Genomic DNA, 23,360 nt, shown 5'->3' with positions numbered 1-23,360 from the left:
GGAAGTGGCTGGGCTAAGAGGGGGGGCTCCTCCAGCCATTTGTCGATCTTGAAGCCGCTTCTTGGAATTTCACTGAAGATACTGTCCGCACTGGCTTTCACGCTGATGTCCTCGGTGGTGAAGACCTTGAGCGTGCGCTATCCTGTTGGCCAACTGATTTTCTGCCGCTCCTTCTTCGCGCTGATTCCGCTGATGATCTGGCTGAGCTTCCAGGGGCCGATTCTTGCCAACCTGCGCACCTCGCGCTTCGGCAGCCATCTCAGGCGCGGGCTCATCGGCGCGTGCGGCATGGTCTGCGGCTTCCTCTCGCTGGGGAGCCTGCCGCTGCCTGATGCCGTGGCCATCGGCTACGCGTCGCCGCTGCTCGCTGTGGTGCTGGCGGCGGTGGTGCTCAAGGAAACCGTGCGCATCTATCGCTGGTCGGCGGTGGCGGTGGGGTTCGTGGGCGTGCTGATCATGCTCTCGCCGCACCTCAACCTGTCCACGCTGGCGGCCGTCGCCAGCGGCGGGGCCGCGACCGGAGCCGCCTTCGGGCTGGTCGGGGCGCTGTGCTCCGCCTGGGCCATGACCGAGGTCCGGCGCCTAACCCGCTCCGAAACAACCGGCGCGATCGTGTTCTACTTCACCGCGCTCAGTTCCTGCCTTGGCCTCATGACGGCGGCACTCGGCTGGATCATGCCGATGGGCTTGTGGGATGCCAGCCTGATAGTGCTGATGGGCATTCTCGGCGGGATCGGGCAGATCCTGCTCACCGTCAGCTATCGCCATGGCGATGCATCCCTGGTGGCTCCCTTCGAATACACCTCCATGATCTGGGCCGTGGCGCTCGGCTGGATGCTGTTCGGCGATATGCCGCAACAGGTCGTGCTGATCGGGGCTGGCGTGGTGATCGCGGCCGGCATCTTCGTGATCTGGCGGGAGAAGCAGCTTGGCATGCTGCGCCCCGAAAACCGCGAGGCAGGACCCTCCATGGCCAAGTGAAGCTCGCCAGCTTCTCGCTCAAGGGCTGGCCGCCTGCCGCCGTTGGGGCGCTCGTGCTGCTGTCGATCACCATGATCATCGCCTGGGGCACGCTGTTTTACGGCATCACCCTGATCGGGCCGCGCATCATGGCCGAGACCGGCTGGAGCAAGACGCTGATCTACGGCGCGTTCTCGCTCGCCATGCTGACCTCGGGGCTCGTCGCGCCGCGCGTCGGCGCCGTCATCGACCACAAGGGCGGGCGCGGTGTGATGGCCCTGGGCTCGGTCATCGGCGGGCTGGGCTATCTCATGCTTGGCCTGTCGACGACGCCGCTGGCGCTTTACGCCGCCTACCTGGTGATCGGCCTCGGGATGGCGGGCAGCCTTTACGATCCGGCCTTCGCCTCGCTGGCGCGCATCGCCGGGCCGCGGGCGCGCATCGCCATCACCATGCTCACCCTTGCGGGCGGGCTGGCCTCGACCGTGTTCTGGCCGCTGGGGCTGTGGCTGCTCTCGTTCATGGACTGGCGCAGCCTGTGCTTCGTCTATGCCGCCCTCAACGCCATCGTGTGCGCGGCGCTTCATTTAGCCCTCAGCCCAGAGAAGGCGCCCTCCGCGCCTGCGGGCGGGGCCTCCGGCAGCGCCCATGGCAGCGCGCCGGCCGCGCTCAGGGGCAAGGTCATCGCCCTCCTGGCGCTGGTGTTCATGCTGCATGGGCTGGTGAGCAACGGCATGTCGGTGCACATCACCACGCTTCTGGCCGCGCTGGGCCTCACCGAAGCGCAGGCCGTTGCGGTCGGCACGCTGATCGGCCCATCGCAATCGGCAGGCCGGCTGGTGGAACTGGCGCTTGGCGGGGCCTATCCGGTGCTCAGGCTGGGCTATGTCGCGACCGGCGTGCTGCCGCTGGCCTTCACGGCGCTGCTGTTCGCGGGCGCGGCCATGGCCGGCGTCTTCGCGTTCGCGGTGCTTTACGGGATATCGAACGGCCTTGTCACGATCGCACGTGGCGTGATGGTGCTGGGGCTGCTGGGACGCGAGAATTACGGGCGCACCCTTGGAGCCGTCGCCGCGCCGACGCTCGCGGCCAAGGCGCTGTCGCCCATGGCCTTCGCCCTGCTCATCGATGGCGCGGGCGCGCCGGTCGCGCTGGGCGTGATGGCTGCCTGCGGGCTGGCCGCCTTCGTCGCCGTGGTGGCGCTGGGGGCGATGTTGCGCCGGGCGGGGGCCTGAACAGCAGGCTCGCGTGCTTGGTCGAGCCGCTTGCGGCTCCCCTCGTTCGATCCGCGCCAAGGCTTGCGCCCAGCCGCCATCGCGGGCATGGTTCGTCCTTAATGACAAACGCATGTTCGTTTTGACGGACAGCGGGGCAGTGACCGCGCCGCGGGCGCGACACGACGAAACGGAGGCCTGATGGGCATCGAGATCAAGGACAAGCCCCGCGAGCTGGAGAGCGGCGCGCAGATCATCTCGGGCAATCTCGGCAAGACGATCCAGCGCCTGCGCAAGGCCTACAACCTGTCGCTCTCGGAGTTGGCGGAGCAATCGGGCGTGGCCAAGTCGATCATCAGCCAGATCGAGCGCAACGAGACCAACCCGACCCTCGCCACCATCTGGCGGCTGTCGCAGGCGCTCGACGTGTCGATCGAGCGCGTGCTGTCCGACGCCGAGGAAGAGGCCTTCATCGAGAAGTCGACCAAGGCCGACACGCCCATCCTCGTTTCGGAAGATGGCAAGATGCGCCTGGCCATCGTCGGCTGGATCAAGACGGTGGAATGGCTGCAATGGTACGCCGTCTCGTCCGAGACGGGCGGCCAGCTCGAATCCGAGGGCCATCAGCGCGGCTCGGTCGAGTGCCTCTCGGTCACCTCCGGCGAGTTCGAAGTGGATGTGGCCGGCGTGATCCAGCGGGCCAGGGCCGGCGAGACGCTGCGCTATCGCTGCGACCGGCCCCATACCGTGCGCTGCATCAGCGAGGGGCCGGGCGAGGCCAGCATGGTCTGCATCCTGAAGGCCGCGGTGATGGAATGATCGCCGCGCAGGGCGCCGGCCGGGGCTCGGCGCTTAGTTGCCCACGAGGATGATGTGCACGCGGCGCGGCCCGTGCGCGCCCAGCAGCAGCACCTGCTCGATGTCGCCCGATCGCGAAGGGCCTGTGACCCAATTGACCGTTCGCGGCATCTCGCCCTTGCCGGTGGCGAAGCGAAGCCGTGTCCACATCTCCTCATAGTCGCCAGCGATGTCGCGCGCGTTGACCACGACGATGTGGTTGTCAGGCAGGAAATTGAGCGTGGTGGGGTTGGCGGAGCCCGATGTGAGCACGAGCGTGCCTGTCTCGGCCACGCCTGCGAAGGCATAGCAGACGCTGTTGAGGTCGCGCCCGTCGCTGGGGCCGCTCGCCATATCGAGGGCGGTGGACTGCCAGGGCATGGCCTTCAGCCTGAGATCATCGCCCATGCGGATCGTGGCGGGCAGGTTGTGATTCCGCAGATAGCTGGCCACCTCGCCCGGCACCTCGGACGCGCTGTCCACTGCGACGACGGTGGCGAATGTGGCCTCCGCCATCTGGCGGAACAGGGCGAGGCGCGCTTCGCCCGTGAGCTGGCTGCGCTCCACCACCACGCCGCGGGGCGCGCGATCGATGCGCTCATCGACCGCCTGGCGGCGCGGAGCCTCCTTGCCCGTCACGGCGAGCGAACGGCGTATGGACAGCATGATCTCGTCACGGGCGCTCATGAGCGGCGCTCCTTCTTCCAGCGTTCCTGGAATGTCGCGCCCTGCGGCGCGGGGAAATCGCGATGCTTCGTCCAGCCGTCCGCGAAGGGCAGCGAGGTGAAGCGGCCCCTGGCCTTGCCCATGGCCGCCATGGCCCGCATGCAGAGCGAGGTGGCAAGCCGGTAGAGCCTGGGCCGCTTCGCGAAGAAGCCCCAGAAGCTGATGCCATAACGCATCGTGGCCGGGGACAGATGCCGCTCGAACTCGCGCTCGCGCCACGAATGCATCATCTTCGGCAGCGGGATCTTCATCGGGCAGACGCTCTCGCAGCGCCCGCAGAAGGTGGAGGCGTTTGGCAGGTGCCCGCCCTTGTCCACCCCGATCAGCGAGGGCGTCAGCACAGCGCCCATGGGGCCGGGATAGACCCAGCCATAAGCATGGCCGCCCACGGCATGATAGACCGGACAGTGGTTCATGCAGGCGCCGCAGCGGATGCAGCGCAGCATGTCCTGGAACTCTGTGCCGAGCATCGACGTGCGGCCATTGTCGAGCAGCACGACATGGTACTGTTCGGGGCCGTCGGGGTCGCCCTTGCGGCGCGGGCCGGTCGAGAAGGTGGTGTAGACGCTCATCTCCTGGCCGGTAGCCGAGCGGGCCAGCACGCGCAGGATCTGGCTTGCATCCTCCAGCGTCGGCACGAGCTTCTCGAGGCTGGCGATGACGATGTGAACCTTGGGCAGGATCTGCGTGAGGTCGCCATTGCCTTCATTGGTGACGATGATCGAGGTGCCGGTCTCCGCCACGAGGAAGTTGGCGCCGGTGATGCCGACATCGGCTGCGAGGAAGCGGTCGCGCAGAACGCCGCGCGCCTCGGTGAGCAGCTGCACGGGCTGGGAGAGGTCGCGGCCCTTGTCGAGATGGGTGTGAACGCGCCGGAAATCCTCCTCCACCTGCGTGGCGTTGAGGTGGACGGCCGGGGCGATGATGTGGCTCGGCAGCTCGTTGCGCAGCTGGATGATGTATTCGCCGAGGTCTGTCTCGACCGGCGTGATGCCGTTGGCCTCGAGATGGGCGTTTATCGCGATCTCCTCGGAGATCATCGACTTGCCCTTGGTCACGGTCCTGGCGCCCACGGAACGGCAGATGTCGAGGATGAGGGAGCGGGCCTCGGCAGCGTCGCGGGCAAAATGCACATGCCCGCCGGCGGCCTTCACCTTGTCCTCGTAGCGCTCGAGATAAAGGTCGAGATGGGCCAGCGTATGGTCCTTGATGGCCTTGGCGCTCTCGCGCAGCTCCTCGAACTCCGGCAGCTTGCCGGCTGCGGCGAGGCGCTTGTCGATGAAGCCCTTGCGGACATTGCCCATCGCCTTCTGAAGCTGCTCGTCCTTGAGCGCCCGGACGGCGTTGTCCCTGAACCGGGGGGAGGTGGGGTGCGCGGTCATGCGGGCGTCCGGTCCTTGTGTCTTGACGATGTGGTCGGGCGTGGCGGACGGCGGGGAGCGCCGGCGAAGCGCGCGGCAGCCGCCCGGCAGCCGGTCATGGCTTCACCGCGCCGATCGGTGGGTCCTCGGTCATTCCGGCAAGCACCTCGGCCACGTGGCGCACCTGGATGGCGCGGCCCTCCCGGCTGAGCTTGCCAGCCATGTTCAAAAGGCAGCCGAGATCGCCCGCCAGCAGCAGGTCGGGTTCGGCCGCGGCGATGTTCTCGGTCTTCTTGCCGACTATGGCGTTGGAGATGTCGGCATACTTGACCGCGAAGGTGCCGCCGAAGCCGCAGCACACGTCGTTCTCGGCCATCTCGACCAGTTCGAGGCCTTCGACGGTCCTGAGCAGCTTGCGCGGCTGGGCCTGGACCTTCATCTCGCGCAGGCCCGAGCAACTGTCGTGATAGGTAGCCTTCGCGGTCAGCCTCGCCTCCACCTTGCTCACAAACATCACGTCCACGAGGAAGCTGGTCAGTTCATGGGTCTTGGCGCCGAGCGCGTGGGCGCGTGGCAGCCAGTTCGGATCATCGGCGAAGATCTCCGGATAATGCTTCCGGATCATGCCGGCGCAGGAGCCTGACGGGGCCACGACATAGGCGAATCCGCTGAAGGCCTCGATCACCTGCTCGGCGATGGCGCGCGTTGTGGCGCGGTCGCCCGAGTTCCAGGCCGGCTGGCCGCAGCAGGTCTGGCTGGGGACATGCACCTCACAGCCCGCTTCCTCCAGAAGCTTCACGGCGGCGAAGCCGATGGAGGGGCGCATGAGGTCGACAAGGCAGGTGACGAACAGGCCGATGCGGGGCCTGGCGAGCGGTGGTTGCATTTCCGACGGCATTCACTGGTTCCCGCGGTGGCCTGTAGCCATTGAAGCATGACGCCCAAACCTGCGCCATGTCCACCCCGTAACGCAAGGCCGTGCTGCCGCAGGCTTGTGCGCGTCTTTGCGATGACGTTGTGGATTGGGGAACAACACGGACGGCATGGGCGCAAGTATTGGGCTAGGATGAGGCGTCCGCGGGGGGCTGCGCCCCGTATAACCAGCGAGCGCATCCACAGGCCACCCGCATGACAAGCACCACCGACCAGGCCGCCCATGGCGACCATCCGCAACGCGAGGCGCTGCTGAGCGAGCTGCATGCGCGGCCCTTCGCCACCATGGATACGCCGCGGCGCGTGCTGCACTTCGCCTACACCACCGATGGCGGGCAGTCGATGGCGGCCGTGGCCGCGCTCGCGGCCTTCTGCTCGAAGCGATCGCTGCCGGCGCCTGCCGAGAATGCGCGACACCACAGGGTGAACGTCCAGGGCGCGATCCTGCGCTTCGAGCGGCACAGCGAGTTCTGCACCTACAGCTGGGAGTTCGACGCCGCCGCCGGCGCCGACGATGCGCCGTTCCGTCCGGCCGCGCGAGAATTCGGCAAGCTCATGCAGCTCTTGCCGCAGCCCGGGCCGCTGATGGTGCAGGTCGATCTGCACATGGTCAGGAGCGCACGGGTCACCGACAATCTCGAGACGGTGTTCGGCGTCGCCAACCTGGCCGCCTCCCAGGTGGAGGACAACACCGCCATCCTCGCAACGGACTTCCGCACCGATACGGACGGATATGTGCGTCTGCTGATCCTTGATGAACGGCTCACCCCGGCGCGGGCAGGCTCGCTCGTGCAACGCGCGCTGGAGGTCGAGACCTACCGCACCTTCGCGCTGCTCGGCCTGCCGGAGGCGCAGGCGCTGTCGCCGTCCATCCGCAAGATCGAGCTGCAGCTGCCCTGGCTGATGCAGCAGATGCAGGCGACCGAGGGCTTCGAGGCGAACCGCAAGCTGCTGTCTCGGCTGACCGAGCTTGCGGCGGAGCTGGAGGGGGGGGCGGCGGCCTCGCTGTTCCGCTTCGGCGCCACGCGCGCCTATGACGAGCTGGTGAGGCTCCGCCTTGACGCGATCGGGGAGAAGGCCGTGCCGGGACAGACGACGCTCTCGGGCTTCCTGTCGCGGCGGCTGGCGCCGGCCATCCGGACCTGCGTCACCACCGAGGAGCGGCAGGCCAACCTCTCGCGCAAGCTGGCGCGAGCGGCGCAACTGCTGCGCACCCGCGTCGACATTGACCTGGAGAGCCAGAACCAGGAATTGCTGCGGGCCATGAACGAGCGAGCCCAGGTGCAGCTCAGGCTGCAGCAGACCGTGGAAGGCCTCTCGGTGGCCGCCGTGAGCTATTACGTGCTCGGGCTGCTGGGCTATGTCTTCAAGGCGTGGAGGGAAAAGGGTGGAGGCCCCGATCCCACGCTGGCTGCCGCGATCGCGCTGCCCCTCGTGGTCATCGCGGTGGCGCTGGCCGTCAGGCGCGTGCGCCGGGGCCATGGCGAGAAGAAGAGCTGAGGCCGCAGCTCTGGCCGTCATCGCCAGCGCAGCGGGGCGATCGCGCGTTGCCGTTTGCCCGGCTGGTCGGCGGAGGCGTTGGGGTTGATGGATGGGTTGCTTCGGCCGCGCCTCGCAGTGATCGGGTTCACTCTGCCGCGAGCAGCGCATTGCGCCGCGCTTTCGGCCCCGTGATGGGCGGGTCGGTGAAGCCCGCTTCCTCAAGCGCCGCCGGAATCGGCCCGCCCGTGGCCCAGTCGATCAGCTCGGCGGTGTGGACCACCGGGATGGGGTGGCCGCCATCGACGAAGCCCCTGCCGATCTGGGTCATGCAGCCGATGTTGCCGGTTGCCACGAGATCGGGCCGCGTCTTGAGGATATTGCCGACCTTGCGGTCCCGCAGCTGGCCGGCGATCTGTGGCTGGAGGATGTTGTAGACGCCGGCCGAGCCGCAGCAGATATGGCCCTCTGGCACTTCGCGCACCCTGAAGCCTGCGGCGGTGAGCAGCTTTTTCGGCCCGTCCTTGAGCTTCTGGCCATGCTGCATCGAGCAGGCGGAATGGTAGGCCACGCTCAGGTCGAAGTCGCGAACCGGAGTCACTTCAAGGGTTTCCATGAACTCGCTGATGTCCATGGCGAGGGCCGAGATGCGGGCCGCCTTCCCGGCATAGGCCGCGTCATCCTTCAGCATGAAGCCGTAATCCTTGATCGTCGTGCCGCAACCCGATGCCGTGATGAGGATGGCGTCGAGGCCGGCGCCCTCGACCTCGGCCATCCAGGCGTCGATGTTGCGCCGGGCGGCGGCATGGCCGGCGTGCTCCTGGCCCATATGGTGCACCAGCGCGCCGCAGCAGCCTTCGCCCCTGGGCAGCACCACCTCCACGCCATTCCGGTTGAGAAGGCGGATGGCGGCATCGTTGATCATGGGGTTCAGCACGGGCTGCGCGCAGCCGGTGAGCATGGCGACCCGCTTCACGGGCGCTGCTGGAGGCGAGAAGGTGCGGCCCGGCTCGGCTGCCGAGCGCGGCGGGATGGAAGAGGGCGCAAGTTCAAGCATCGCCTTGATGCGAGGGCCCATGGCCGGGATGCCGGCGAGCGCATTGCGGAAGGGCCGGCCGATCATCGCGCCGAGGATCGCGAGGCGGAAGCGGTTGGGGTAGGGCAGGATCGCGCCCAGCACCCTGCGCATCAGCCGGTCATGCCAGGGGCGCTCATAGGTTTCCTCGATATGGGCGCGGGCGTGATCGACCAGGTGCATGTAGTGCACGCCGGAGGGGCAGGTGGTCATGCAGGCAAGGCAGCTCAGGCAGCGGTCGACATGCCTGACCACTTCCTTGGTGGCCGGCTTGCCGTTCTCCAGCATGTCCTTGATGAGGTAGATGCGCCCGCGCGGACTGTCGAGCTCGTCGCCCAGCAGCAGGTAGGTGGGGCAGGTGGCCGTGCAGAAGCCGCAATGCACGCAGGTGCGCAGGATCTTCTCTGAGCTCGGCATCCGGGGATCGGAGGCGAGTTGCTCGGGCGTGAAGTTTGTCTGCATCGTGTCGCCTGCTGTCTCAATGCTTCATGGCCTGAGCCGGGGCGCCGCCCTCCTGCGGGCAGGCCTCCGGCTGGCCCGGTATAACTGTTGTCATCAAGGATTGGCGGGCCCGGAATGGCTCCCTCATATCCCCGCATGCATCCGGCCGGGTTCGAAGATGCCGGCCGGATCGAAACTTGTCTTGATGCCGCCGGTCACGCCCGCGAGGGGGCCCAGCGGCTGGAAAACGTCGACGCTGGCGCGCACCTCGCGCGGGGCGCGGATCAGCGTTGCGTGCCCGCCCGCGGACGCCACGGCGGCGCGGATCGTGGCGCTGGCGGCATCGGACGAGGGCGGCACGGCCAGCCAGACCAGCCCGCCGCCCCAGTCATAGAACCAGCGGGCGCCGCCGATGTTGGCCGCGATGCCTGCCACCATGGCGGGGGCGCGGCCCGGAGCGGTGGAGATCCGCCACAGCGCGCTGTCCTGCGGTTCGGCCAGGAACTCGCAATCACGGATGCCTTGCCAGAGGCTGCTTGAATCCTCACCTTCCAGCACAACAAGCTCCTGAAATGATTCAAGAAGCTTGCGCAAGGCCTTGATCCGATAGTCAAGCGAGACGGAAAAGCCTTCCAGCCGGAGGATGGTCCTCGCCTGCGGCCTGCCGAGGCCAGCGGGCAGGTGGGCTGCGGCCGACGGCTCGAAGGGCGAACCCAGCGCAGCCGAAAGCGCGGCAATGGCGCGGGCGTCGTCGAGCCCCTTGAGCAGCAGGGTCAGCGTGCGCTCAGGTCGCGGGAGAACCTTGAAGGTGACCTCGGTGAGCAGGCCCAGCGTGCCGAACGAGCCGGTGACCAGTTTGGCGAGATCGAGGCCCGTGACGTTCTTCATCACGCGGCCGCCCGACTTGATCGCCTCACCGCGGCCGTTGATCACACGCACGCCGATGAGGCTGTCGCGGCAGGCGCCGGCCTGGATGCGGCGGGGGCCGGAATGATTGCCGGCCACAACGCCGCCGATGGTGGGCTCGCCGCGGGTGCCGTAGATCAGGCGGTGATCCATCGGCTCGAAGGGCAGCATCTGGTTCTGCGCCGCGAGCGTGGCCTCGACCTCCGCGACGGTGGTGCCGGCACGGGCCGAGATGACCAGTTCCGCCGGCTCGTGCAGCGTCACGCCCGCCATCTGCAGCGTCGAGATCGTGGCTTCGGTCTGGTTGGGACGGCCCAGGCCCGCGCGCGTCGCGCCGCCCTGGATGGTCACGGGCCTCTTCGTCAGGGCAAGGTCCGCGACAAGGCGCGCGGCTTCATCCTCGGTCTTGGGCGTGAACAGGCTCATGGCCTGACGTCCTGGATCATGCCCGGCCGCAGCGATCGCGAAAGGCGCGGAACCAGGCGCGGTTCATGTTGGCACCTCATCATGCCGCGATCCTTCCATCGAGCGGGAAGACCTTGGCCGGGTTGAGCAGCCAGGCCGGATCGAAGACCGCGCGCACGCGCATCTGCTGGGCGAGGTCTGCGGAGTTGAACTGAACATGCATCAGGTCGCGCTTCTCCACGCCGACGCCATGCTCGCCGGTAAGGCAGCCGCCCACTTCCACGCACAGGCGCAGGATATCCATGCCGCAATCCTCCGCCTTCTGGCGTTCGGCCGGATCGTTGATGTCGTAGAGGATCAGCGGATGCAGGTTGCCGTCGCCGGCATGGAAGACATTGGCGACGCGCAGGCCGTAATGGCTCACCAGTTCGCCGATGCGGGTCAGCACATGCGGCAACTGGCCGGTGGGGATGGTGCCGTCCATGCAGATGTAGTCGGCGATCTTGCCCGTGGCGCCGAAGGCTGATTTGCGACCCTTCCAGATCGCGGCCGTCTCCATGGCGGACTTGCTCTCGCGCACGGTGGTCACGCCATGGCGCCGGGCGATCTCGATGATGCGCACCAGCTGGTCGTCCATCTCCTGCTCGGAGCCCTCGACCTCGATGATGAGCAGCGCCTCGGCGTCCATTGGATAGCCCGCCTTCGCGAAGTCCTCGCAGATGGCGATTGCCATCTTGTCCATGTATTCCATCGCGACGGGGATGATGCCTGCGCCGATGATGGCGGCGACGGCTGCGCCCGCCAGCTCGGGCTTGGGAAAGCCGAACAGCACCGGGCGCGCGCCCTCGGCGCTGCGCAGGATCCGCACCGTGGCCTCGGTCACGATGCCGAGCTGGCCTTCGGAACCGATCAGCAGCCCCAGAAGGTCATAGCCCGGCAGGTCGAGATGATCGCCGCCGATCTCCACAACCTCGCCGTTCAGCAGCACCAGCTTGAGGCCGAGGATGTTGTTGGTGGTGACGCCGTATTTCAGGCAGTGCGCACCGCCCGAATTCATGGCGATGTTGCCGCCGATCGAGCAGGCCAGCTGCGAGGAGGGGTCGGGGGCGTAGAAGAAGCCGTCCGCCATGACGGCGCCGGTGATGGCAAGGTTGGTGACGCCGGCCTGCACGCGGGCGGTGCGGTTTGCGTAGTCGATGTCGAGGATGCGGTTCATCTTGGAGACGCCGATGACCACGGCATCCTCCTGCGGCGTGGCGCCGCCCACCAGAGATGTGCCCGATCCGCGCGGCACCACTGGCACGCCGTTCTCCGAGCAGAACTTCAGGACCGCCGACACTTCCTCGGTGGTGGAGGGCAGCACGACCGCCAGCGGCAGCTTGCGGAAGGCGGTGAGCGCATCGCTCTCATAAGGGCGCAGCTCATCCTCGGCGGTGATCAGCGCCTCGGGCGCCATGAGCCGGGCCAGCCCCGCGATGATCTCGGGTCGCCGGGCGAGGATCGCAGCATCGGGCGCGGGAAAGGCGATCGCTGTCATGACGGAGTTCCCCTGATGGTCGCAGGCGTTGTTAACCCAGCTGTTCGTCCGTTGCCACTCTAGCGCATCGGAATCGGACTTGAAGCGCGACAAAAAGGCGATCATTGTTTCCGTGATGGAAACAATCAGGGGTCATCTGGGCATCGGGGCATCAGCGCGCTGCAGAGGCGCACGCGCCGGCGCGTCCGGGCCATTCGCTGAGTGGCTGCGCAGGGCCTGATGGACCGGCTCGGAGATCTCGATGTGTTCGCGCGGGTCGTCACGGCGCGGTCGATGTCCGCGGCGGGGCGCGAGCTCAAGCTCTCGCCGGCCGTCATCTCGAAGCGAATACGGCGGCTGGAGGAGAGGCTCGGCGTGCGGCTGCTCCAGCGCACCACAAGGCAGCTGTCGCTGACGCAAGCCGGGCAGGGCTTTTATGAGCGCGTGATCTCCATACTCTCCAGCGTGGAAGAGGCGGAGAGCTGGGTAGCGTCCGGCGCCGCCACCGCGCGGGGGATGCTGAAGGTTTCCGCGCCGACCTCGTTCGGGCGGATGCATGTGGCTCCGCACATCAAGCAATTCCTCGACGCCAACCCGCTTGTGTCGGTGGAGCTTGTGCTCAGCGACAGCTTCGTGGACATCGTGGGCGAGAGCTTCGACCTGGCGGTGCGCATCGCAGACCTTCAGGATTCGAGCCTGGTGGCGCGGCGGCTCGCGTCCAATCACCGGGTGCTGTGCGCGACGCCTGCCTACGTCGCGGCACGCGGGGCGCCGCGCTCGCTGGCCGAGATCGAGGCGCATACGCTCATCGCGCACAATGCCGACCAGTGGCGGCTTGATGGGCCGAAGGGACCGGCGATCGTCCGCATCAACGGACCTTTGCGAACAAATTCCAGCGAAGTGGTGCGCGAGGCGCTGCTGGCCGGGCTCGGCATCGCGCTGCGTTCGACCTGGGATGTGGGCCCCGAATTGAAGGATGGCCGCCTCGTGCGGCTCCTGCCCGATTATTCCGGCGGACGCCGCGTCGCGATCCACGGCGTGTATCCGAGCCGGCGCCACATGGAGCAGAAGGTCAGGGCCTTTCTCGATTATCTCGCCGCTTTGTATGGACCCACGCCCTATTGGGATGACGGGCTTGAACTGGGCTGAGGCGCGGCAAGGGCCAAGGTGGCCTGCCCGGCCGGCGCGGTCCCGGCCCTCGGCAGCAGCGTGGTTTCCATACGCAATCATGCGGCGCATGCGGAGCGCGCGTGATCCAGATCAATCTGCGGCATCAGTGGCGGTGCAAGATGCGAGCGACAGAAGGAGGCAACATGTACAAATCAATCCTCGTTCCCATCGACCTGGCGGACATCGAAGTCGCGAGGCCGGCGCTGGATGCGGCGATCGAACTGGCAGGCCTCTCGGACGGGCATGTCCGGCTCGTGACGGTGCGCTCGCTGATGCCCGTGACCTACATGGAATACGTGCCGCCCGATTTTGACATCACGGCCAAGGCCGAGGCCGAGAAGGAGCTGACCGCGCTGGCCGCAACGCTGCCGCTGCCCAAGACACGGATCAGCGCCGTGGTGCGCATCGGTTCGGTCTATGGCGAGGTTCTGGACGAAGCCAAGGACTGCGCGGCCGATCTCATTGTGGTCGGCTCGCACAGGCCGAGCATGGCCACCTACCTGATCGGCTCCAACGCCAAGACCATCGTGCGCCACGCCACCTGTTCGGTGCTGGTGGTGCGCTGAGCCGGCGCCGCCTGCGCCCCGTCAGGGCCTGGGCGGCGAGGGCATGAGATGGGCCGGCACCTCGCCGGCCCGCAACGTGATCGGCTTGTTCAGGCGCACCATGGGCAGCATCTGCCAGAGCGCGACGACGCCAAGCAGCACCCCGATCCACATCGCGCCGGTGAAGCCCTGCGCGAAGGCGCGCCAGGCGAAATAGGCCATCATCCCCACCGACAGCGCCGCCACGCCCGCAAAGAGCGCCCAGACCAGCGGCGGCTTGCCGGCGAGGAACCGTGCGCGGGGGTTCTCGCGCGCGATCCCGGCTGCAAGCGCCGTGATGAAGGCGACGTAACGGGGCCCACCACGCTCGATCTCGACCAGGGAGCGCCATGAGGTGTCGCCGATGGTGATGGTCTTCCCATCCTTGAGGCGCAGCTGGGTGACGTAGCCCGTCGAGGCGATGTTGCCGGGCTTGAAGGTGAAGCGCACCTGCTCCACCGAGCCGAGCGGCACGCGGTCCACCTTGCGGGTGGAGTCGATGACGAGATCCGCTCCCTCCAGCTTGTAGGCCAGATCAAAGCCGATGGGCCGCGGGCGCTGCCGATAGGAAGGCAGCCCGTCATCATGATCGTGGCCGGGCGGAAGATGAAGCAGTGACATTCACAGCCTTTAGGGCACCAGGCAGGGAGCCGGCAAGCGGCGAAGGCGCGCGCAGCCGATCCTGAAGCGGATGCATCCAGAGCACGTTGACCTTGGTGCGCCCCCCTGGCGCTGGTTTGGCCGTTCGTGACACGCCAGCGCCTTCCACCTGCGCCGTGATCTGGCGTTGCGCTCCGCCAAAGGCTCCGCGCCAGATCCCGAAGCTCCCGCCAACGCAAACCCAAAATCCAGCACTCAGAGCGAACGCCGAACCGGACAAGACCTGGGGACAACGTCAGCGTGGCTGAGGGAATCGAGACGGCCCTGCTTCCCGCAAGCCGGCGGTTTCAAGGGCCGCAACTTGCCTTCCAGCCAGTGCTGATCGGGCTGGCGCTCCGGGTTGGCCGATGGCTGGTGCGCGTGCCTAGCGCGAGAGCGCCCTGATGGCGCGTTCCAGCCCGTCGAGATTGAGCGGGAACATCCGGCCGCCCATCATCCTGCCGATGAGGCCGATGGAGTGTGTGTAGGACCAGTGGTTCTGTGGGACGGGGTTGAGCCAGGCCGATTTCGGGAAGCGCTCGACAAGGCGCTTGAGCCAGACCTGGCCCGCCTCGTCATTCCAGTGCTCCACCGAGCCGCCGGGCTGGACGATCTCGTAAGGGCTCATCGAGGCGTCCCCGACGAAGACGGCGCGGTAATCCGCAGGGTAGGTCCGCAGGATGTCCCAGGTGGAGATGACCTGATCATGCCGCCGCCGGTTCTCGCGCCAGACGCGCTCATAGGGGCAGTTGTGGAAGTAGAAATGCTCGAAATGCTTGAACTCGGCCCGCGCGGCCGAGAACAGCTCCTCCGCCTGCTCGATGTGCCAGTCCATCGAGCCGCCAACATCGAGGAAGAGCAGCACCTTCACGGCATTGCGCCGCTCTGGCCGCAGCTTCACGTCGAGGTAGCCGTGCTCGGCGGTTGACCTGATGGTGTCGTCGAGATCGAGCTCCTCCGCCGCGCCGGTGCGCGCGAACTTGCGCAACTTGCGCAGGGCCAGCCGCATGTTGCGCACGCCAAGCTCGCGCGTGTCGTCGAAATCCTTGAACTCGCGCCGGTCCCAGACCTTCACCGCGCGGAAGTTGCGGTTGCCGTCCTGGCCGATGCGGATGCCCTCGGGATTGTAGCCATAGGCGCCATAGGGCGAGGTGCCGGCGGTGCCGATCCACTTCGAGCCGCCCTGGTGGCGGCCCTTCTGCTCATCAAGGCGCTTTTTCAGGGTCTCGAAGAGCTTGTCCCAACCCAGCGCCTCGATCTGCGCCTTCTCCTCCTCGGTGAGCATCTTCTCGGCCAGCTTGCGGAGCCATTCCTCGGGAACAGCGCCCTCGGGAATTGAATCTGACAACCGCTCCAGGCCCTTGAAGACATGAGCGAAAACCTGGTCGAATCGGTCAAGGTGTCGCTCGTCCTTCACAAGGCAGGTGCGGGCGAGATAGTAGAAATCCTCGACGCGCCAATCGGCGACGCCAGCCTCGACGCCCTCCAGCAGCGCGAGGTATTCACGCAGCGTGACCGGCACCTTGGCGGCGCGCAGCTCGGTGAACAGGTTCAGGAACATCCGCCAAGATTACGGGCGCGGGCAGCCCTTGTCACGCCTCAGCGCGCGGTGCCGGCGAGGAACCAGATGGCCACGCAGACGAGCGAGAGGGCCAGAACGCGCCGCACCGCCAGCATGCGCGCCTCGTCGATCAGGTTGCGGCGTGCTCCATCCGCCAGCAGCACCACGAGCGTGTGGATGATGGTGGCGACCAGGACATAGGCTGCCGTCAGCAGAGCGAGCTGCCAGCCGAGCGAGCCCAGATCGGGCTTCAGGAACTGCGGCAGCATGGCGACATAGAACACGGCCGCCTTGGGGTTGAGCAGATTGGCGATGAGTCCGCGCTGAAAGAGGGCGCGCGTCCCGTCCGAGACGGAGTTGAGGCCACGCTCGCTTTCGTCGATGGATCGCCAGGCATCCCAGGCCAGCCAGAGCAGATAGCCGGCACCTGCCCAGCGCAGGCCCTGATAGACCCATTCATTGGCCTCGATGACGGAGCCGAGCCCCAGCGCGGCCATGGCGCCGACGATAGCGAGCCCCAGCGCCACGCCCGCCACGACGGCAAGGCCCGCGAGCCGCCCGCGATCGAGGGCGACCTGCGCGAGGTAGGCCATGTTGGGCCCCGGCGTCAGCTCGATCAGCGTGGCGGCGAGGATGAAGGACGGCAGCACCGCCAGCGCGATGTCGAGCAAGTTCATGCCTCGCGGCCGCTCGCCTTGTTCGCTGCGGTGGCGCTCTGGCGCAGGCGGGTGGGGCCCGGCCGCGCGTCGCCGCGGTCGATGGTCTGGAACTCCGCGCGGAACTGGTCCCTGCGCTCATGGACTGAGGCGATGGCGAGGCCCAGCGGCACGCCTGCGCTGATCAACGTGGCCTCGGCCAAGTGCAGGCTGGCCTCGAAAGCTTCGGGCACGGCCTCGGTGACGCCTCGCGCGTAGAGCTCGCGCGCATGGTCGCGGTCCTTGGCGCGGGCCACCACCACGACATCGCCTCTGGTGCGGCGCACCGTCGCGGCGACGGTCTCAACCGCGGCGCGGTTGTCCATCGTCACCACCACGGCCAAGGCGCGGTCGAGACCGCAGCGCCGCAGGAAGTCCGGGCGGGCCGCGTCGCCATAATAGACCGGCCGGCCGCCCCGGCGCGCCTGCGTGACCGAGGCTGCATCGGTGTCGACTGCGATGTAGGAGACCTTGTTCTCCTCGAGCATGGCGGCGACCAGGCGGCCGACGCGGCCGAAGCCGACGATGATGACCTTGGCGTTGTTGTCGGTTCCGGGTTCGACGAGAGCCTCGTCGGGCAGGATCCGGGGCGGGGCGATGGCCTTCGCCACCGCGCGCCCTGCCATGCCTACCAGCGGCAGGATGACGAGCGAGAGAGAGGCAATGGTGATGGCGAAGCCGCCAATGTCGGCGCCGATGACATTCAGCCCCATGGCGATGCCCAGCGCCACGAAGGCAAACTCGCCGCCCGGGGAGAGCAGGGCCGCGCTCTCCACAGCCGCAGGGCGCGCGATGCGGAAGGCGCGCACGGTGGGGTAAATCACGGCGGCCTTGATCAGCAAAAGGGCGATGAGCGCTCCAAGGAGCGCAACGGGCTGCGCGAGGATCTTCTCCACGTTCAGCGTCATGCCGACGGAAAAGAAGAAGACGCCGAGCAGCAGGCCCTTGAAGGGCTCGATGGTGACCTCGATCTCGCGGCGATACTCGGTCTCGGCGAGGATCAGGCCAGCAAGGAAGGCGCCCAGAGCCATGGACAGGCCGCTGACCGCAGTGACGAGGCTGGTGCCGAAGATGACGAGCAGGCAGGCGGCCATGAACAGCTCGGGGCTGCGCGTGGCGGCGACGCGGCGGAAGACGGGGCGCAGAAGATAGCGGCCCGCCAGCACGATGCCGGCGACGGAAACCACGGCCTTCAGCCCGGCAAGGCCCAGCACGCTGGCGAGCCCACCGCTGGCCGAGGCGCCCAGAAGGCTGATCAGCACCAGGAGCGGCACCACGGCGATGTCCTGAAGCAGCAGCACGGCGAAGGAGGAGCGCCCCACCGTGCTGCCAAGGCGCTTCTGTTCCGCCAGGATCTGGATGACGAGCGCGGTCGAGGACAGGGCAAGCGCCGCGCCAACGATGAGGGCTTCAGCCGGCGTGCGGCCGAACTGGAGAATGACGACGCCAATGGCCAGCGTGCTGAGGACCATCTGGGTGAGGCCCATGCCCAGCACGAGGCGGCGCATGGTGCGCAATCGCTCGAATGAAAGCTCGAGCCCGATCATGAAGAGCAGGAACACCACGCCAAGTTCGGCGACATGCTCGAATTGTTCCCGCTCCGTGATGGTGACGTAACCCATCCAGGGCCAGGCCGCGGCCAGCCGTCCCAAGCCGTCAGGGCCGAGGATGACCCCCATCAGCATGAAGCCGAAGATCGGGCTGATCTTCAGCCGGTGGAAGGCCGGCACGATGATGGCCGCCGTGCCCAGAACGAGCAGGACTTCCTTGTAGGTGGCGGGATCGACTGCGGCGGCCATGGCGGAACCGTAATCGATTCGATGCGGAGCGCCAGCGAATCAGCGCAGGCGCCGGGTCAGAGCAAAGGCTCTCAACCTTCGCCTGAGGACAGGCCCGCCAGCGCCTGCGTCATGTCCGCGAGCAGATCGTCGATATGCTCGATGCCGATGGAGACGCGGATGGTGCTGTCGCTGACGCCGATGCGGTCGCGCACATCCTTGGGCACGCCCGAATGGGTCGTGGTGGCAGGGTGGCACATCAGCGACTCGGTGCCGCCCAGGCTGACCGCCAGCTTGAACACGGTGAGGGTGTTGAGCACCTGGAAGGCGGCTGCCTTGCCGCCCTTCACGTCGAAGGAAAAGGTGGAGCCCGGGCCGGTGGCCTGCGCCTTGTGCACGCGCGCCGCCTTCGAGCCGCGGGGCAGGGCGGTGAGATCATGCACCTTGTCGATCGCCGGGTGAGCCCGCAGGAAATCGGCCATCATCCGGGCGTTCTCCGCTGCGCGGTTCATGCGCAGTCCGAGCGTCTCCAGCGAGCGGCCGAGCATCCAGCACGAATGCGGATCGAGCTGGGTGCCGATGGCGGAGCGGAGCGCCTTCACCGGCCGGATCATATCCGCCGAGCCGAGCGCCGCGCCGGCGATCAGGTCGGAATGGCCGCCGACGTACTTGGTCAGGGAATAGACCGAGACATCGGCGCCTTGCTTCAGCGGGGTCTGGAAGACCGGCCCGAGCAGGGTGTTATCGCAGATGATCACCGGACGCATGCCGTCCTGCTTCGCCGCAATCTCCTCGGAGACGGCGCGCATCAGGGCGACGTCCACCAGCGTGTTGAGCGGGTTGGACGGCGTCTCGATCATGATGACCGAAAGCCGGCCCTTGCGCTTCCTCGCCAGCGACAGGGCCTCGCGCGCAGCGGCGCGCACCGCCCTGCCGGAGAGCCCGTCGGCAAAACCGATGCCCGCCATGCCGAAATTGGCGAGCGTCTTCGTCACCAGCGTCTCGGTGCCGCCGTAGAGCGGCTGCGAGTGCAGGATCACGTCGCCGGGCCGCGCATAGGCGAGGATGGTCGTGGCGATGGCCGCCATGCCGGAGGCGAAGAGCAGCGCGGCTTCCGCCTGCTCGTAGATGGCGAGCCTGTCCTCGACGATCTCGGAATTGGGATGGTTGAAGCGCGAATAGACAAGCCCTGCCGCCTCGCCCTTGGGCGGGGCCTTGCGGCCGGCCACAACATGGAAGAACTCCTCGCCATCCTCCGCCGACTTGAAGACGAAGGTGGAGGTGAGGAAAACGGGCGGCTTGACCGCGCCTTCCGACAGCAGCGGGTCGTAGCCATAACCCAGCATCATCGTCTCGGGGTGGAGGCGATGGTTGCCGATCCTGTCCTTGGAATAACGGGCTTTCGACATGGGTCATCCTTTGCGATGGCGTGCAGCATAGCGGATTCGGCCACGCCTTGCCGCAACGATGCGCGCCTCGCAATGCCGCGCGTGGCGCGTCCTTGGCGCGCCCGCCCGCCTTGTCGCCTGCCGCGCGCAATCGTAGAACTCGCCATCCTTGCGAAAGAGAGCCCATGCGCTTCACCGGCACGAAGAACTATGTCGCCACGGACGATCTCAGGGTTGCGGTCAATGCCGCGATCACGCTCGAGCGGCCCCTGCTGGTGAAGGGCGAGCCCGGCACGGGCAAGACCGTGCTGGCCGAGGAGGTGGCGGCCGCGCTGGGCACCCCGCTCATCACCTGGCATGTGAAGTCCACGACGAAGGCCCAGCAGGGACTGTACGAATACGATGCCGTGAGCCGCCTGCGCGACAGCCAGCTCGGCGACGCGCGCGTCTCCGACATCGCCAACTACATCAAGCGCGGCAAGCTTTGGGAGGCGTTCACGGCGCCGGAGCGGCCCGTGCTGCTGATCGACGAGATCGACAAGGCGGACATCGAGTTCCCGAACGATCTCCTGCTCGAACTCGACCGCATGGAGTTCCATGTCTACGAAACCGAAGAGACCATCAAGGCGGCGCGGCGGCCCGTGGTGATCGTGACGTCGAACAACGAGAAGGAACTGCCCGACGCCTTCCTGCGGCGCTGCTTCTTCCACTACATCCGGTTTCCGGATGCCGAGACGATGCAGGCCATAATCGACGTGCACTTTGCGGGCATCAAGAAGCGGCTGGTCGAGGAGGCGCTGAAGCTGTTTTTCGAGATCCGCGAGGTGCCCGGCCTCAAGAAGAAGCCGTCCACCTCGGAGTTGCTGGACTGGTTGAAGCTGCTGGTGGCAGAGGATATCGGGCCGGAGACCCTGCGCGAGCGCGATCCGAGGAAGCTCATCCCGCCGCTGCACGGGGCGCTTCTCAAGAACGAGCAGGATGTCAGCCTGTTCGAGAAGCTGGCCTTCATGGTCCGGCGCGAGGGGCGATGAGCCTTGCGCCGCCTTACTTGTACCAGGCCTCGACCTCGCCACTCAGCTTGATGGTCAGCGGCATGCCGAAACGGTCCTTGGATTTGCCGGCTGCAACCCGCACCCACCCTTCGGAGATGCAGTATTCCTCGACATCGAAGCGCTCCTTGCCGTTGAAGCGGATGCCCACCTCGCGCTGCAGCGCCTCGCCATCGTAATGCGGGCTGCGCGGGTTGACCGAAAGACGGTCGGGCAGGGCATGGGGGGGCGTCTCGGTCATCGTGCGGCTCTCAACATGGATGCTGTTGGCGCCACATAGTCGTAATGGCTGAAAAAATCCAAGGGCCATTGCAGTCAGCGCCTTGGTCAAAAGGAGGTGTTGCGCTCCGGCGCTGTCCGGCCAAAATCTGCGCTAGGGATGGTTCGAGCCATCACACGACTCAGGACGCCGCCACCGATGCTGCCGCACGATCCGATGACCTGGCTGATCATGTTGGGCAATGCTGCCCTGCTGGTCGTGCTTTACAGGCTGATCCGCGGCCGGCGCACAAGCTGAAACGCCGCGCAGCAGGGTGGCTTGCGCGGCGAATCGATGGCTTGGCGGCTGATGGACCTGGTCAGCCGGGCTTGCTTTCGGAGCCGCCTGCCGCGCCTCCGGGCTTGTCGCCCTGGCGCTGTTCGGCGCCTTCGCGGCGCGATTCGCGCTCCTGCATGAATTGCTCGAACTCGGTGCGGTCCTTGGCGCGCCTGAGGTCATCCAGGAAAGCGCCGAACGCTTCCTGTTCCGCCACCAGTTTGCGGCGCTCCTCTTCAAGACGGTCCAGCGTGGCGCGCTTGTAGTCCTCGAACACGGCGTTGCCGCTGTCGCGGGAGAGGTCGCGGCTGGTGCGGGACCACTGGCCGCCCTGCCATCCGCCGGCCATGCCCGCGCCCATGCCGCCGGTCATCGCCGCACAGGAATGGCGGATCTGACGGGCGGACCAGATGTTCCAGACCAGGAACGCAAGGCCGAGGGGAAAGACAATGATGAAGCCCACGATCATCGCCGCGATGTTGAAGCCGGTCCAGCCATAGGCCGGCCGCCAGGACAGCACATCGTTCAGGAAGCCGTTGCCCGTCATTCCGGCCCGGCCCGCATTGAAGCGCGCGCGCCATTCATCCTTCATCGCCCGGCGCTCGCTCTTCCACTGCTGCCGCTGCTCGCGGCTCCAGCCTTGCCCACACGATCCCATCGCACACTCCTATGTTAATGTGACTTACATTCACATAAAGGAGCGACGCGGCGATTTCAAGATCGTGGGTCCGGATGTCCGAAATTTAATCCAGCGGGGCTGCGCCGGCCGGCGAGCCGGCCTGCTGCGAAGCTTGGCCGGATCTTGCGCCCGTGCGCGCCAGCGCGCCGGCGACCAGCCGCTCGACGCCCTCGGTCAGCAGGTCCTGCGGATTGACGCCGAACCCATGTTGCAGTTGCCCGCTGGCGGCGAGCATCGCCACGCCGTGCGAAAGGGCCCAGACTTGGCAGGCGAGCTTCATCGGATCGAGCCCGTGCGGCGGTGGATCGCCGACCAGCGGGCGCAGGGCCTTGACCAGCGCCTCGAAGCCGGATTCGCGGACATCCCCGGAATGCGGCTGGCCCGCGCCCATGAACATGGCGGCATAGGCCCCAGGCTCCTCTCGAGCGAACGCAAGATAGGCGAGCCCCATGGCGCGGAAGGCGGCTATGGGGTCCGAATGGCCAGCCAGCGCGCCCTTCTGGCGTTCGGCAAAATCCTTGAAACCGCCCAGCGCGACCTCCGCCAGCAGGGCCTCCTTGTCGCGGAAGTGACGATAGGGCGCGGCTGCGCTGACCCCGGCGCGCCGCGCCGCATCCACGAGCGTGAAGCCGTGAGCGCCGTGCTCGGTGAGCAACTGTCGCGCGGCTTCGACCAGCGCATCGCGCAGGTTGCCGTGGTGGTAGCCTTTACGCGCCGAGAGATCGGATGTTAATGGCGTTGACATCGTGTCCATGTGGCGGAAGCATCGCCTGCTGGCAAGGGATCAGGTCCGGGGCAGAGCGTGGGCCTGCCTTGCGCCATTGGCAAGCGGCGCGCTCAATGGCTATGTAGGTGCGGACCCTGCCCGACCTCGAACCGATCGCCACCCCCGCCTATGCGCCGTCTGATGATCCTGCGCCATGCGAAGTCGGACTGGCCGTCCGGTTTCAGTGATTTCGAGCGGCCGCTCGCCCCGCGCGGCAAGCTAGCCGCCCCCCTGATGGGCCGCTACCTCAAGGCCGAGGGGCTGATGCCTGACCTCGCCATCGTGTCCTCCGCGCGCCGCACCGTGGAGACATGGGGCCTGGTGGCTGCGGAACTGGGCGAGGACGTGCCGCATGTGCTGGAGCGGCGCATCTATGAAGCGCCCTACGAGATGCTGGCGAGCGTCATCCGCGAGACGCCGCCGCATGTGAGGACGCTGCTCCTTGTGGGGCACAATCCCGGCTGCGAGGAACTGGCCGGCGCGATGATCGGCTATGGCGACCGTTTCGCGGCCCAGCGCATGCAGGCGAAGTATCCTACCGCAGGGCTGTGCCTGCTCGATTTCGATGTCGAGAGCTGGGATCACATCGCCGAAGGCTCGGCGCGGCTCGACCGCTTCGTCACCCCGGCTTCGCTCGGCGAGGGGCCGGACGAGTGACGGGTC

Annotated in this window: 22 protein-coding genes; 8 read left to right on the top strand and 14 right to left on the bottom strand. The window is 67.1% G+C overall.

Features of this window, described 5'->3' with window-relative positions; translation table 11 throughout:
• Positions 1-48 precede the first annotated feature (48 nt).
• From HEQ16_14650 to HEQ16_14640, 3 genes are all read left to right on the top strand, one after another.
• Complete coding sequence (locus HEQ16_14650) at positions 49-981, top strand: DMT family transporter (protein ID MCO4055257.1); 933 nt, start codon at positions 49-51, stop codon at positions 979-981.
• Positions 978-2,195 (top strand): MFS transporter, encoded by a 1,218-nt coding sequence (locus HEQ16_14645; GenBank protein ID MCO4055256.1) that lies wholly within the window; start codon positions 978-980, stop codon positions 2,193-2,195. Before HEQ16_14650 ends, HEQ16_14645 begins: the two co-directional genes overlap by 4 nt.
• 180 nt (positions 2,196-2,375) lie before the next feature.
• Complete coding sequence (locus HEQ16_14640) at positions 2,376-2,993, top strand: helix-turn-helix domain-containing protein (protein ID MCO4055255.1); 618 nt, start codon at positions 2,376-2,378, stop codon at positions 2,991-2,993.
• Between the two features lie 33 nt (positions 2,994-3,026).
• Here HEQ16_14640 and HEQ16_14635 read toward each other — a convergent pair whose 3' ends face one another.
• From HEQ16_14635 to HEQ16_14625, 3 genes are all read right to left on the bottom strand, one after another.
• A complete protein-coding gene (locus HEQ16_14635) occupies positions 3,027-3,698 on the bottom strand; it encodes an LUD domain-containing protein (GenBank protein ID MCO4055254.1) in 672 nt (223 codons plus the stop codon).
• Positions 3,695-5,119: an iron-sulfur cluster-binding protein gene (locus HEQ16_14630; GenBank protein ID MCO4055253.1), complete on the bottom strand. Its 1,425-nt coding sequence runs from the start codon at positions 5,117-5,119 to the stop codon at positions 3,695-3,697. The genes HEQ16_14635 and HEQ16_14630 overlap by 4 nt, the downstream gene beginning before the upstream one ends.
• 94 nt (positions 5,120-5,213) lie before the next feature.
• Positions 5,214-5,996 (bottom strand): (Fe-S)-binding protein, encoded by a 783-nt coding sequence (locus HEQ16_14625; GenBank protein ID MCO4055252.1) that lies wholly within the window; start codon positions 5,994-5,996, stop codon positions 5,214-5,216.
• A 230-nt stretch (positions 5,997-6,226) separates the two neighbouring features.
• Between HEQ16_14625 and HEQ16_14620 the strand changes: the two genes are divergently transcribed.
• Entirely contained in the window at positions 6,227-7,531 is a 1,305-nt protein-coding gene (locus tag HEQ16_14620; protein ID MCO4055251.1) for a DUF3422 domain-containing protein, read from the top strand.
• A 127-nt stretch (positions 7,532-7,658) separates the two neighbouring features.
• Here the strand turns inward: HEQ16_14620 and glcF are convergent, their stop codons facing one another.
• The 3 genes from glcF to HEQ16_14605 form a co-directional block, all read right to left on the bottom strand.
• A complete protein-coding gene (gene glcF, locus HEQ16_14615; protein MCO4055250.1) occupies positions 7,659-9,047 on the bottom strand; it encodes a glycolate oxidase subunit GlcF in 1,389 nt (462 codons plus the stop codon).
• 123 nt (positions 9,048-9,170) lie between these two features.
• Positions 9,171-10,358, bottom strand: a complete 1,188-nt coding sequence (locus HEQ16_14610; protein MCO4055249.1) for an FAD-binding protein — start codon at positions 10,356-10,358, stop codon at positions 9,171-9,173.
• Between the two features lie 79 nt (positions 10,359-10,437).
• The gene (locus tag HEQ16_14605; GenBank protein ID MCO4055248.1) at positions 10,438-11,874 is read right to left on the bottom strand and encodes an FAD-binding protein; all 1,437 of its coding nucleotides are present in this window, start codon (positions 11,872-11,874) and stop codon (positions 10,438-10,440) included.
• Positions 11,875-12,090: 216 nt separating this feature from the next.
• Between HEQ16_14605 and HEQ16_14600 the strand changes: the two genes are divergently transcribed.
• Both HEQ16_14600 and HEQ16_14595 read left to right on the top strand, forming a co-directional pair.
• Entirely contained in the window at positions 12,091-13,002 is a 912-nt protein-coding gene (locus HEQ16_14600; protein ID MCO4055247.1) for a LysR family transcriptional regulator, read from the top strand.
• A gap of 164 nt (positions 13,003-13,166) precedes the next feature.
• Entirely contained in the window at positions 13,167-13,589 is a 423-nt protein-coding gene (locus HEQ16_14595) for a universal stress protein (GenBank protein MCO4055246.1), read from the top strand.
• A gap of 21 nt (positions 13,590-13,610) precedes the next feature.
• Here the strand turns inward: HEQ16_14595 and HEQ16_14590 are convergent, their stop codons facing one another.
• The 5 genes from HEQ16_14590 to HEQ16_14570 form a co-directional block, all read right to left on the bottom strand.
• Positions 13,611-14,228 (bottom strand): hypothetical protein, encoded by a 618-nt coding sequence (locus HEQ16_14590; protein MCO4055245.1) that lies wholly within the window; start codon positions 14,226-14,228, stop codon positions 13,611-13,613.
• Positions 14,229-14,631: 403 nt separating this feature from the next.
• The gene (locus HEQ16_14585) at positions 14,632-15,807 is read right to left on the bottom strand and encodes a VWA domain-containing protein (GenBank protein MCO4055244.1); all 1,176 of its coding nucleotides are present in this window, start codon (positions 15,805-15,807) and stop codon (positions 14,632-14,634) included.
• A 38-nt stretch (positions 15,808-15,845) separates the two neighbouring features.
• Positions 15,846-16,484: a LysE family translocator gene (locus HEQ16_14580; protein MCO4055243.1), complete on the bottom strand. Its 639-nt coding sequence runs from the start codon at positions 16,482-16,484 to the stop codon at positions 15,846-15,848.
• Positions 16,481-18,301 (bottom strand): potassium transporter TrkA, encoded by a 1,821-nt coding sequence (locus HEQ16_14575; GenBank protein MCO4055242.1) that lies wholly within the window; start codon positions 18,299-18,301, stop codon positions 16,481-16,483. The genes HEQ16_14580 and HEQ16_14575 overlap by 4 nt, the downstream gene beginning before the upstream one ends.
• 71 nt (positions 18,302-18,372) lie before the next feature.
• Positions 18,373-19,689 (bottom strand): cystathionine gamma-synthase family protein, encoded by a 1,317-nt coding sequence (locus tag HEQ16_14570; protein ID MCO4055241.1) that lies wholly within the window; start codon positions 19,687-19,689, stop codon positions 18,373-18,375.
• Positions 19,690-19,853: 164 nt separating this feature from the next.
• Between HEQ16_14570 and HEQ16_14565 the strand changes: the two genes are divergently transcribed.
• Positions 19,854-20,699 (top strand): MoxR family ATPase, encoded by an 846-nt coding sequence (locus tag HEQ16_14565; GenBank protein MCO4055240.1) that lies wholly within the window; start codon positions 19,854-19,856, stop codon positions 20,697-20,699.
• Between the two features lie 13 nt (positions 20,700-20,712).
• Here HEQ16_14565 and HEQ16_14560 read toward each other — a convergent pair whose 3' ends face one another.
• The 3 genes from HEQ16_14560 to HEQ16_14550 all read right to left on the bottom strand — a co-directional run bounded on the left by HEQ16_14560 (position 20,713) and on the right by HEQ16_14550 (position 22,676).
• On the bottom strand, positions 20,713-20,958 hold the full coding sequence (locus HEQ16_14560) for a DUF3297 family protein (GenBank protein ID MCO4055239.1): 246 nt from the start codon (positions 20,956-20,958) through the stop codon (positions 20,713-20,715).
• Positions 20,959-21,295: 337 nt separating this feature from the next.
• Positions 21,296-21,910 carry a DUF2852 domain-containing protein gene (locus HEQ16_14555; protein ID MCO4055238.1) on the bottom strand — a complete coding sequence of 205 codons (615 nt, stop codon included), beginning with the start codon at positions 21,908-21,910 and terminating at the stop codon, positions 21,296-21,298.
• A gap of 85 nt (positions 21,911-21,995) precedes the next feature.
• Positions 21,996-22,676: a TetR/AcrR family transcriptional regulator gene (locus tag HEQ16_14550; GenBank protein MCO4055237.1), complete on the bottom strand. Its 681-nt coding sequence runs from the start codon at positions 22,674-22,676 to the stop codon at positions 21,996-21,998.
• A gap of 150 nt (positions 22,677-22,826) precedes the next feature.
• Between HEQ16_14550 and HEQ16_14545 the strand changes: the two genes are divergently transcribed.
• Positions 22,827-23,354 (top strand): histidine phosphatase family protein, encoded by a 528-nt coding sequence (locus HEQ16_14545; protein ID MCO4055236.1) that lies wholly within the window; start codon positions 22,827-22,829, stop codon positions 23,352-23,354.
• Positions 23,355-23,360 lie beyond the last annotated feature (6 nt).

The sequence above is a fragment of the Bosea sp. (in: a-proteobacteria) genome (assembly GCA_023910605.1).
Lineage (GTDB): Bacteria > Pseudomonadota > Alphaproteobacteria > Rhizobiales > Beijerinckiaceae > Allobosea.
This window is presented reverse-complemented; position numbering and strand designations above follow the sequence as displayed.